Here is a 10,316-nt window from a genome sequence, read left to right on the forward strand (position 1 = left end):
CCACCTCGGTGGGCGTTGCGCCATGTGCCGACCAAGGTCGGCATCTACCGGGTAAAGACCCCGCAGCAGAGTCTGGTAGTCGCCCACCTTGGTGGGCGCAGTGCCATGTGCCAACCAAGGTTGGCAACTACCATATCCGGTCAACTGTGCAGGTCGTAGCGATCCAGCTCCATCACCCGGGTCCAGGCGGCGATGAAATCCTGCACGAACTTCTTCTCGCCATCGGCGCTGGCGTAGACCTCGGCCAGGGCGCGCAGCACGGCGTTGGAGCCGAACACCAGGTCGGCACGGGTGCCGGTCCAGCGCGCAGCGCCATCGCTGCGGCCGCGGCCTTCATAGCTTTCGCGACCGGTCGCCTTCCAGGTGGTGCCCATGTCCAGCAGGTTGACGAAGAAGTCGTTGCTCAGCGTGCCGGGACGGCTGGTGAACACGCCGTGCCTGCCGCCGTCAGCATTGGCGCCGAGCACGCGCAGGCCACCGACCAGGGCGGTCATTTCCGGTGCGGTGAGGGTCAGCAGCTGAGCCTTGTCGATCAGCAGCGCCTCACCCGGCACGCTGTAAGCGCCCTTGAGGTAGTTGCGGAAACCATCGGCAGCCGGTTCCAGCACCGCGAACGATTCGACGTCGGTCTGTTCCTGGCTGGCATCGGTGCGGCCCGGAGTGAACGGCACGCTCAGGTCATGGCCGCCGGCCTTCGCTGCCTGCTCGATGCCGACGCCACCGGCCAGCACGATCAGGTCGGCCAGCGACACCTGCTTGCTGCCCGCGCCGTTGAACTCGGCCTGGACCTTTTCCAGCGCGGCCAGCACCTTGGCCAGCTGCTGCGGCTGGTTCACCGCCCAGTCCTTCTGCGGTGCCAGGCGCACGCGTGCACCATTGGCGCCACCGCGCTTGTCCGAACCGCGGAAGGTCGAGGCCGAGGCCCACGCCGTGGACACCAGCTCGGCCACGCTCAGGCCGGTCGCTGCGATCTTCTGCTTCAGCGCGGCGATGTCCTTGGCGTCGATCAACGGGTGCTTGGCTTCCGGCACCGGGTCCTGCCAGATGAATTCCTCGGCCGGAATCTCCGGGCCGAGATAGCGCGCACGTGGGCCCATGTCGCGATGGGTCAGCTTGAACCAGGCGCGGGCGAAGGCATCGGCGAAGGCCTGCGGATCAGCAAGGAATTTCCGCGAGATCTTTTCGTAGGCCGGGTCCATGCGCAGCGACAGGTCGGTGGTCAGCATGGTCGGGCGGTGCTTCTTCGACGGATCGTGCGCATCGGGAATCACTGCGTCCGCATTCTTGGCGACCCACTGGTGCGCGCCGGCCGGGCTCTTGCTCAGCTCCCATTCGTGGCCGAACAGGATCTCGAAGAAGTCGTGGCTCCACTGCGCGGGGGTGCGGGTCCAGGTGACTTCCAGGCCGCTGGTGATGGTGTCGCCGCCCTTGCCACTGCCGAAGCTGTTGGCCCAGCCCAGGCCTTGGCTTTCCAGGCCCGCTGCTTCCGGTTCCTTGCCGACGTTGTCGGCCGGGCCGGCACCATGGGTCTTGCCGAAACTGTGGCCACCGGCGATCAGGGCGACGGTTTCCTCATCGTCCATCGCCATGCGGCCGAAGGTGTCGCGGATGTCATGCGCGGCCAGCACCGGATCGGGATTGCCATCCGGGCCTTCCGGGTTCACATAGATCAGGCCCATCTGTACCGCGGCCAGCGGGTTTTCCAGTTTGCGCGAGTGCACATCGCCATCAGCGTCGTCATCGGACACCAGCACGCCGTGGTCCTCCTGCACGCCCTCCGAGCCGTGCTTGTAACGCACGTCGCCACCGAGCCAGGTGGTCTCGCGGCCCCAGTATACGTCCTGGTCCGGCTCCCAGGTATCGGGACGGCCGCCGGCAAAGCCGAGCGTCTTGAAGCCCATCGACTCCAGTGCGACGTTGCCGGTCAGGATCAGCAGGTCGGCCCAGGAAATGGCTTGGCCATATTTCTGCTTGATCGGCCACAGCAGGCGCCGCGCCTTGTCCAGGCTGACGTTGTCCGGCCAGCTGTTGAGCGGAGCGAAGCGTTGCTGGCCACGACCACCGCCACCACGGCCGTCATCGATGCGGTAGGTGCCGGCGCTGTGCCAGGCCATGCGGATGAACAGGCCGCCGTAGTGGCCGAAGTCGGCTGGCCACCAGTCCTGCGAGTCGGTCATCAACGCCTTCAGGTCGGCCTTCAGGGCGCTGTAGTCCAGCCCGTTGAAGGCCTTGGCGTAGTCGAAGCCCGCATCAAGGGGATTGGAGCGCGTGGAGTGCTGGTTGAGCAGATCCACGCGCAGCTGGTTCGGCCACCAGTCGCGGTTGGTCGTCGCATCACCGACGACGGCATGGTTGAACGGGCACTTCGCTTCGCTTTTCATGGGTCTCTACCTGTGGGCTGGCGAATGAGGGAATCAGATCGCTTACCCACCATAGGCATCGCCTAATGATGGGTAAATTCGATTGATTCAACCGATGCGATAGTGGCCGCCTATGGCAGGCAGCGCTTGCATCGTTGTGCGCGATCAGCGCTTGAGCAGGCCCGCGCCGAGCTTGAACAGATCGCTGGCGCCGAACTGGCCATCGCCGTCCTGATCGAGCGCACCGCCGAGCAGGCTGCCGATGCCGCCGCCGGATTGCTGTGCTTCCTGCCCCAGGGCCTGGCTGAGCTGGCCGGCGTTGCCGCTCTGGGCAAACCGCTGGGCCAGGAACGACATGACGATGGGGGCCAGGATCGCCAGCAGCTGGCTGGACCTGCCGCTGTCCAGGCCGGTCTTCTGGCCCAGCACTTCGGCCGCCTGCGAGGTCTGCCCACCGAACACGTGGCCGAGGATGCCGGCACCGTTGGTGGCGTTGCCGCCGCCACCGCCCATCACCGCGCCGAGGATGCTGCCGATGTCGAAACCGCCGCCAGCACCGCCACTGCCGCCCGAACCAAGGTGGTCGCGCTGCAGGGCATTGAGGAGGGACTGCGCACCCTGCGGCTCGCTGGCGTTCTGGCCCATCGCGCCGAGCAGCAGCGGCAGCGCGCTGCCGACGGCCTGGGTAGCCTGGCTGCTGTCCAGGCCGAGTTGCTGCGAGACCTGCTGCAGGCCTTGGCCCTGCTGCAGCTGCTGGAAGAGGGATGCAGCAAGGGATTCGGTGTTCATGGCGGTCTCCGGTCTGTGAAGGACGAACCGCCCGAGCATAACGCCGTGTACACGACGGCAATGCGAAGGCTTCATGGCGGGCGTCCGCCGGGCAGGGCCGGCGGAACCTGCGGCCTGCCTTACAGCAGCGCCTTCAACCGGTACAGCGCTTCCAGTGCCTGCTTCGGGGTCAGCTCGTCCGGGTCGATCGCGGCCAGCGCCTCCTGCGCCTTGTTCGGCGGGGCGGCAAACAGCCCGAACTGCTGCGGGGCATCCAGCGCCTGCGGGGCGAGTTCGGCGGCATGGCTTTCGCCACCGCGTTGTTCCAGCTCGGCCAGGCGTCGGCGCGCCTGTGCCACGGTGGCACGCGGCAGGCCGGCCAGGGCGGCCACCTGCAGGCCGAAGCTGCGGTTGGCCGGACCGTCCTTCACTGCATGCATGAACACCAGTGCTTCGCCGTGCTCGACGGCATCCAGATGCACGTTGGCGATGCCGCTGCGGCCGCCCTCGTGCTGTTCGTCGGCCAACGCGGTCAGTTCGAAGTAATGGGTCGCAAACAGCGTGTAACAGCGGTTTTCGTAGGCGAGGTGGCGCGCTACCGCGTCGGCCAGGGCCAGGCCGTCGTAGGTGGACGTGCCGCGGCCGATCTCGTCCATCAGCACCAGTGAATGCGCGGTGGCGTGATGCAGGATGTAGCTGGTTTCGGCCATCTCGACCATGAAGGTCGACTGCCCGCGGGCAAGGTCGTCGCCTGCGCCGATACGGGTCAGGATGCGGTCGATCGGGCCGATCAGCGCACGGCTGGCCGGCACGAAGCTGCCGATGTGGGCCAGCAGCACGATCAGCGCGTTCTGCCGCATGTAGGTCGATTTACCGCCCATGTTCGGGCCGGTGATGACCAGCATGCGACGGTCCGGGTGCAGGTCCAGGTCGTTGGGCTCGAACGGCTGGTCACGCACCGCTTCCACTACCGGATGGCGGCCGCGCTCGATCTTCAGGCACGGCTCGGCCTGCAGCTCCGGGCGCGCCCAGTCCAGCGCCTGCGCACGTTCGGCGAAGGCGGCCAGCACGTCCAGTTCGCTGAGTGCGGCAGCACACTGCTTGAGCGGCTCCAGCTGGGTGCCCAGCGTGTCCAGCAGCTGCTCGTACAGGTACTTTTCGCGCGACAGCGAACGGTCGCGGGCGGACAGCACCTTGTCTTCGAACGCCTTCAGTTCTTCGGTGATGTAGCGCTCGGCGTTGGTCAGTGTCTGCCGGCGGGTGTAGTGCACCGGCGCACGGTCGGATTGGCCCTTGCTGATTTCGATGTAGTAGCCGTGCACACGGTTGTAGCCGACCTTCAGGGTGGCGATGCCGCTGCTCTCGCGCTCGCGCTGCTCCAGGTCGACCAGGAACTGGTCGGCGTGGGTCGACAGTCGGCGCAGCTCATCCAGCTCGGCGTCGAAGCCATCGGCCAGCACGCCACCATCGCTGAGCTTGAGCGGCGGCATGTCGGCGATCGCGCTGGCCAGCAGGTGGGCGCATTCGTCGTGTTCGCCGAGCGCGGCGTGCAGGGTCTGCAGGCGCGGTGAATCCAGCGGTGCCAGCACCTCGCGTACGGCCGGCAGCAGGCCGAGGCCATCGCGCAGGGTGGAGAAGTCGCGCGGCCGTGCCGAGCGCAGGGCAACGCGGGTGAGGATGCGTTCAAGGTCGCCGAGGCGGCGGAACTGTTCGCGGATATCTGCGTCCGCACCACGGTCGATCAGTGTTTCCACCGCGTGGTGGCGCTGCACCAGCACCTCGCGCAGGCGCAGCGGCCGATGCAGCCAGCGGCGCAGCAGGCGGCCGCCCATCGGCGTCACCGTGCTGTCGAGCACGCCGAGCAGGGTATTGCGGGTATCGCCGTCGACACGGGTGTCCAGCTCCAGATGGCGCCGCGTTGCCGCGTTCATCGCGATCGCTTCGCCGGCGGTTTCCATCGAGATGGAGGTCAGGTGCGGCAGGCGCTGCTTCTGGGTTTCCTCGACATAGCCGAGCAGGGCGCCGGCAGCGGCCGTTGCGCGCGGCTTGTCGTCGATGCCGAAGCCGCTCAGGTCATGCAGCTTGAAGAAGTTCAGCAGCTGGCGGCGGCCACTGTCGGCGTCGAACAGCCATGGCGCGCGGCGACGCACGCCGCTGCGCTGGCGCAGGAACTCCGGCCAGTTCTCCTCATCCGGCACCAGCAGTTCGGCCGGCTCCAAACGCGCGAGTTCGGCTTCCAGCGCGTCATCGGTGTCCACTTCGTTGACCAGGAAACGGCCGCCGGCCAGGTCGGCCCAGGCCAGGCCATAGCCGCTCTTGTTGCGCGACAGGGCCATCAGCAGGGTGTCGCGACGCTCGTCCAGCAGCGCTTCGTCGGTGACCGTGCCGGGGGTGACGATGCGCACCACCTTGCGTTCGACCAGGCCCTTGGCCAGTGCCGGGTCGCCGATCTGTTCGCAGATCGCCACCGATTCGCCCAGCGCGACCAGTCGGGCCAGGTAGCCCTCGTAGGCGTGCACCGGCACGCCGGCCATCGGAATCGGTGCACCACCGGAGCTGCCGCGCTGGGTCAGGGTGATGTCGAGCAGGCGCGCGGCCTTGCGCGCGTCGTCGTAGAACAGCTCGTAGAAGTCGCCCATGCGGAAGAACAGCAGCAGGTCCGGGTAGTCGGACTTGGCTGCGAAGAACTGCTTCATGAGGGGCGTGTGCTCTGCACTGGCCTTGGATGCAGACGGTTTCGCTTTTGAATCAGTGGTTTGCAATTGAGCTTCCTACGGTTGTAGCGATCGATCCAGGTCACTGACGGCGAGTAACGGGGTTCTTCGTTGCGCCACGGTTGCGGCGGTCACTCAAAGAGCATCAAATCGAAGTTGCGACGGATACACGGCGGATCGACCATGGATACGGTTGTTGCGGCGCAGGCAGATGCCCCGCGCCGGCGAGGCACCAAGTTTAAGCTGACCTGCCGCCAAATCTGCGAACTGAGCGTGGCCAAGGGCCCGCTCGACGGCAAGCAGGGGAGGGGGGGGCATCGCCCCTCGACCACCCGCAGACCCCGGAAAGCCTTACCGCGTCTTGGACGGCAAATGGGTCGCTTGAGTGCGGTGAAGCTAAACGGCGCGGTTGCTACGGAATACCGCTACAACGATCTTGGTCAGCAGATTCCTCGGAAGGCCGAAGGTGCTTCAGCCCTGAATCTCTACGACGAGCGCGGGCAATGGATGGGGGAATACGACCAGACGGGTGTTGCGCGTCAGCAGGTAATCTGGTTGGACAACCTTCCCGTCGGATTGCTGAGCGAGAGTGCCCTTTACTATGTCCAGCCGGATCATCTGGGTACCCCTCGCGTTGTCGTTGACCCAGCCCGTGACGTGGCGGTTTGGAGTTGGGATATGAAGGGGGAGGCGTTCGGTGCAACGGCCCCAAATGAGGATCCTGACCAGGACGGCAGTCTGTTTGAGTTTGCGATGCGCTTCCCTGGGCAGCTCTATGAAGGTGTTTCTGGTCTTAGCCAGAACTACTATCGTGACTACGATCCGTCTGCTGGACGCTATGTGCAGAGCGATCCCATCGGAATTGCGGGTGGCATTGGAACCTACGGATACGCCGAGAATTCGCCCATCCAGCTTAGTGACAGATTTGGTCTCGCTAGCTGCTATTACTCGATCCGGGATGAGCGAATGGAGTGCTTCCCGTCGACAGAAGGAAAGCAATACCTTTCGATCAGGGTTGCCTCTGGAAACAATGGGGGCGGGATGCAGTGCAAGAACAACCTGGCTTGTACAAGCCTCCAAGGACGTGGCCCTATTCCGACAGGTAAGTGGAACTGGACAAGTACCTGGACCAGCAAGCCCAATGGCCGAGCTTTGGAGCCTGCTCCAGAAACCAATACCTTTGGCCGATCCCTGATAAGGTCGCACAGCTGTGCAAACGCCTTTGGTCCGTCGCTGGGCCCGCACTTCTGTTCCGAGGGGTGCGTGACAGGTGCTGCCGCCGACCTGAAAAAGCTCAATGAGCTAATCGACGATGAGCCAGGGAGTACTCTGCAGGTGATGGATCAGTTTACGCGTCTTCCCCCAAGATTCTGGTGAGCCGATGAAAACCACTGTGCTGATTTCGTGCTTCGTCCTTTGTGTTCTATATGGCTCCTCGGTGTCCGCCCGGCCGCTGGCAGAAAGACTTGCGGCAGACATGGAGATGGCCGAACACTCTATTCTTGCCTCGCTGGTAGTGCACAAGAGTTCCGAGAGCAAGTCACTGTGCTCTCAGACGCCATATGCATGTGTAGGAGCTGACGGTGCTGAGCTTGGTCTTGCCTTGATAGGGGGCAGTAGGAGTCCGGCTGCCCCTCGGAACTTGGTTGAACTGTCCCGCTTCCGTATGGACGGAGCGCTCTCCGAAGACTACAAGTGCTACGTCGCCGCGCAGGGCAATTCAATGGTTCAGGCTGCGTCGAGGCTGGATGCCAGGAAGCTGGCAGGTCAATGCCTCTCCGAACTTGCTGCTTTCAAGCGTCGGGCGGGCGGGGCGAAATTCGACGTGGCGCCTGAGAACATCTGTAGCTCAGTCGCGGACATCCAGAGTTCCCTGCGTGACGTGGTCAGGCTCGCCAAGGCTGGTAGTGACTGCGATGGCGTCTGAATCGGTCGTTTGACATGTACTACCACAACCGGTCGCGCTGTAACGGTTGGCGTGTTCCGCAGGCGGGATGCCGCAGGGGGGAGGGGCGCCACTTCAGGCGCACACCAGTGCAACGTTCGGGTGGCTGGCGAAGATCTCCATCACGATGTCGAAGTAGGTCTGCCCCTCGCCACGTTGCAGGGCGTCCAGCTGGCGGCCGATGGTTTCGGCATTGAACGTACCCGGCTGCCGCAGCTTGTCTTCCAGCCACGCGCGCGTGGCCTCCAATCCCAGTGCCTCGCGGCTGCGGTCGATGTCGCGCCAGACCAGCGTGGCGGTTTCGTGCCCGGCCAGCGCGCCGTAACCGCCGTACAGCAGATCGTCCAGCCCATCGAGACTGGGCCCGAGCTGCCAGGCTTCGCCGGCCATGAATATCCGGTTGATCTCCGCATAGAGGCTGGGGATATCAACAATGGCGGTGCCATTGATCTGCAGGAATACGGTCATGCGCCGACTGTAGCGTGGGCCGGCGAAAGGCGTTGTGCTGAACGCCGTTGCTTTGCGACGTGGCGCGCGCCCACGCATACTCTGGATCTCTGCCTGCGGTGTTCTGTCCCGTAGTCCTGGGCATTTGAAAATTTCCCTATAGAAATCCTTCGGGCGGCCGATAGCCTATGCGCCACTTCGCGTCGGGCGCGGTGGCATGCCGTTGCATACCCCCGGCGAACCTCGATTCAAGCCATTGGGTTGGCCCTTCTCCTTTCCGGGAGCAGGACCGCTGACGCGTGGCATCAACACGTGGAATTGATTGTGCAAGCAAGGAAGATGTCTGTGCGCGGTGCGCGCCGCAGTGGTGGAGGGTTGGTGCTTCTGGGCATGGCCTTCAGTGTTGCTGCCCAGCAGGTGGGTGACCCGGGCGCGCAGGAGCTGCTGCGCCAGCAGGAACGAGAACGCGTGCTGCGCGAGCAGCAGGAGAGCCGGCCCGATGTACGCCTGGAGAGCCGCCAGGATGAACAGGGGGAGCGCCTGCCGACGCAGGAGCAGCCCTGCGTGCGTATTGATCGCATCGTGCTGGAGGGCGAGGGAGCCAAGGGCTTCCAGTGGGCATTGGCCGCAGCCGATCCGCGCGAAGATCCCGCCAGCGGCCGCTGCCTGGGCACTGAAGGCATCAACGTGGTGATGAAGCGCGTGCAGAACGCGATCATCGCGCGCGGCTATGTCACCACCCGCGTGCTGTCGGCCCCGCAGGATCTGAATACCGGCACGCTGACACTGTCGGTGGTGCCCGGGCGATTCCGCGAGGCGGTGTTCACCGAGTCGGATGGGCGGCATCCGGCCATCGCCAATGCGCTGCCGATCCGCAGTGGCGGCCTGTTGAACCTGCGCGACATCGAGCAGGGGCTGGAGAACCTGCAGCGCGTGCCCACCGTCACTGCTGACATCAAGATCGCACCTGCGGACGGCGAAGGAGCCGCGCCCGGGCAGAGCGACCTGAACATCGACTGGAAACAGCGTTCGCCGGTGCGTGCCAGCCTGACCCTGGACGATGCAGGCAGCCAGGGCACCGGCAAGCTGCAGGCCAACGCCACGCTGTCGTTGGACAACCCGCTGGGTCTGAACGAGCTGTTCTACGTCAGCGCGGGGCGCGGCGTGTTCAATGGCAAAGGCAAGGACACCAACAGCTGGACCGCGCACTACGACGTGCCCTACGGCTACTGGCTGTTCGGCGCCACGGCCAGTGCCTACGACTACAGCCAGACCGTGGTGGGCGCGTACGAAAGCTATGACTACAGCGGCCGCAGCGGCAACGCCGAGGCACGCGTGGATCGCCTGCTGCTGCGCAATGCCAAGACCAAGCTGGGCATCTACGGCCGCGGCTGGCAGCGCACGTCGAAGAACTACATCGACGATACCGAGATCGAGGTACAGCGTCGCCGTACCTCGGGCTGGGAGCTCGGCCTGACCCACAAGCAGTTCATCGGCGCGGCTACGCTTGATGCCACGCTGGCATACCGGCGCGGCACCGGCGCCTTCCATGCACTGCGCTCCCCGGAAGAGATGGCCCAGGCGTGGGATCCGACGCTGCCGTTGGAAGGCACCTCGCGGATGAAGCTGATCACGGCTGACGCGCAGTTCAGCGTGCCGTTCCAGCTAGGCAAGCAGCGCCTGCGCTACACCGCTGCCTGGCGCGCGCAGTGGAACTGCACACCATTGTCGCCCCAGGATCGCTTTGCGATCGGCGGCCGCTACACGGTGCGTGGCTTTGATGGCGAAAGCTCGCTCAGCGGCGAGCGTGGCTGGTCGCTGCGCAACGACCTGTCGCTGGGTATCGGCGGAGGCCAGGAGTTCTACGTCGCCGCCGACTACGGCCGCATCGGCGGGCCATCGGCGCAATGGCAATCCGGCCGGGATCTGGCCGGCATGGCATTGGGCCTGCGCGGCGGCTGGCAGCAGCTTTCCTGGGACGGCTTCGTGGGCTCGGCCCTGCATAAGCCCTCCAACTTCCCGACTGACTACACCACCTTCGGCTTCAGCCTGGCGTGGCGCTACTGATCTGGCACAAGGATT

The 10,316-nt window shown here is 65.1% G+C and carries 7 protein-coding genes; 3 read left to right on the forward strand and 4 right to left on the reverse strand.

Going from position 1 to position 10,316, the window contains the following annotated elements; all coding sequences use genetic code 11:
* Positions 1–140 precede the first annotated feature (140 nt).
* The 3 genes from katG to mutS all read right to left on the reverse strand — a co-directional run bounded on the left by katG (position 141) and on the right by mutS (position 5,890).
* Positions 141–2,381 (reverse strand): catalase/peroxidase HPI, encoded by a 2,241-nt coding sequence (gene katG / locus CR918_RS04470; RefSeq protein ID WP_099842144.1) that lies wholly within the window; start codon positions 2,379–2,381, stop codon positions 141–143.
* Positions 2,382–2,525: 144 nt separating this feature from the next.
* The gene (locus CR918_RS04475) at positions 2,526–3,149 is read right to left on the reverse strand and encodes a DUF937 domain-containing protein (RefSeq protein ID WP_099842145.1); all 624 of its coding nucleotides are present in this window, start codon (positions 3,147–3,149) and stop codon (positions 2,526–2,528) included.
* A gap of 119 nt (positions 3,150–3,268) precedes the next feature.
* Positions 3,269–5,890 (reverse strand): DNA mismatch repair protein MutS, encoded by a 2,622-nt coding sequence (gene mutS / locus CR918_RS04480; RefSeq protein WP_032976007.1) that lies wholly within the window; start codon positions 5,888–5,890, stop codon positions 3,269–3,271.
* 135 nt (positions 5,891–6,025) lie between these two features.
* On the opposite strand from mutS, the gene CR918_RS04485 reads away from it, so the two are divergent.
* Together CR918_RS04485 and CR918_RS20980 are read left to right on the forward strand one after the other, a co-directional pair.
* The gene (locus CR918_RS04485) at positions 6,026–7,219 is read left to right on the forward strand and encodes an RHS repeat-associated core domain-containing protein (protein WP_099842146.1); all 1,194 of its coding nucleotides are present in this window, start codon (positions 6,026–6,028) and stop codon (positions 7,217–7,219) included.
* A gap of 4 nt (positions 7,220–7,223) precedes the next feature.
* Positions 7,224–7,769 (forward strand): Imm57 family immunity protein, encoded by a 546-nt coding sequence (locus tag CR918_RS20980; protein WP_108723607.1) that lies wholly within the window; start codon positions 7,224–7,226, stop codon positions 7,767–7,769.
* Positions 7,770–7,862: 93 nt separating this feature from the next.
* Here the strand turns inward: CR918_RS20980 and CR918_RS04495 are convergent, their stop codons facing one another.
* Complete coding sequence (locus CR918_RS04495; protein WP_099842148.1) at positions 7,863–8,255, reverse strand: barstar family protein; 393 nt, start codon at positions 8,253–8,255, stop codon at positions 7,863–7,865.
* A gap of 369 nt (positions 8,256–8,624) precedes the next feature.
* Here CR918_RS04495 and CR918_RS04500 point away from each other — a divergent pair, with 369 nt between their 5' ends.
* Entirely contained in the window at positions 8,625–10,301 is a 1,677-nt protein-coding gene (locus CR918_RS04500; RefSeq protein WP_243379151.1) for a ShlB/FhaC/HecB family hemolysin secretion/activation protein, read from the forward strand.
* Positions 10,302–10,316: the final 15 nt, after the last annotated feature.

Origin of the sequence: Stenotrophomonas indicatrix (assembly GCF_002750975.1) — a bacterium.
Lineage (GTDB): Bacteria > Pseudomonadota > Gammaproteobacteria > Xanthomonadales > Xanthomonadaceae > Stenotrophomonas > Stenotrophomonas indicatrix.

Bases quoted from the DNA above. Each gene is read 5' to 3' on its own strand.
- katG (WP_099842144.1), bottom strand. From the start codon at position 2,381: ATGAAAAGCGAAGCGAAGTGCCCGTTCAACCATGCCGTCGTCGGTGAT.
- CR918_RS04475 (WP_099842145.1), bottom strand. From the start codon at position 3,149: ATGAACACCGAATCCCTTGCTGCATCCCTCTTCCAGCAGCTGCAGCAG.
- CR918_RS04485 (WP_099842146.1), top strand. From the start codon at position 6,026: ATGGATACGGTTGTTGCGGCGCAGGCAGATGCCCCGCGCCGGCGAGGC.
- CR918_RS20980 (WP_108723607.1), top strand. From the start codon at position 7,224: ATGAAAACCACTGTGCTGATTTCGTGCTTCGTCCTTTGTGTTCTATAT.
- CR918_RS04495 (WP_099842148.1), bottom strand. From the start codon at position 8,255: ATGACCGTATTCCTGCAGATCAATGGCACCGCCATTGTTGATATCCCC.
- CR918_RS04500 (WP_243379151.1), top strand. From the start codon at position 8,625: ATGGCCTTCAGTGTTGCTGCCCAGCAGGTGGGTGACCCGGGCGCGCAG.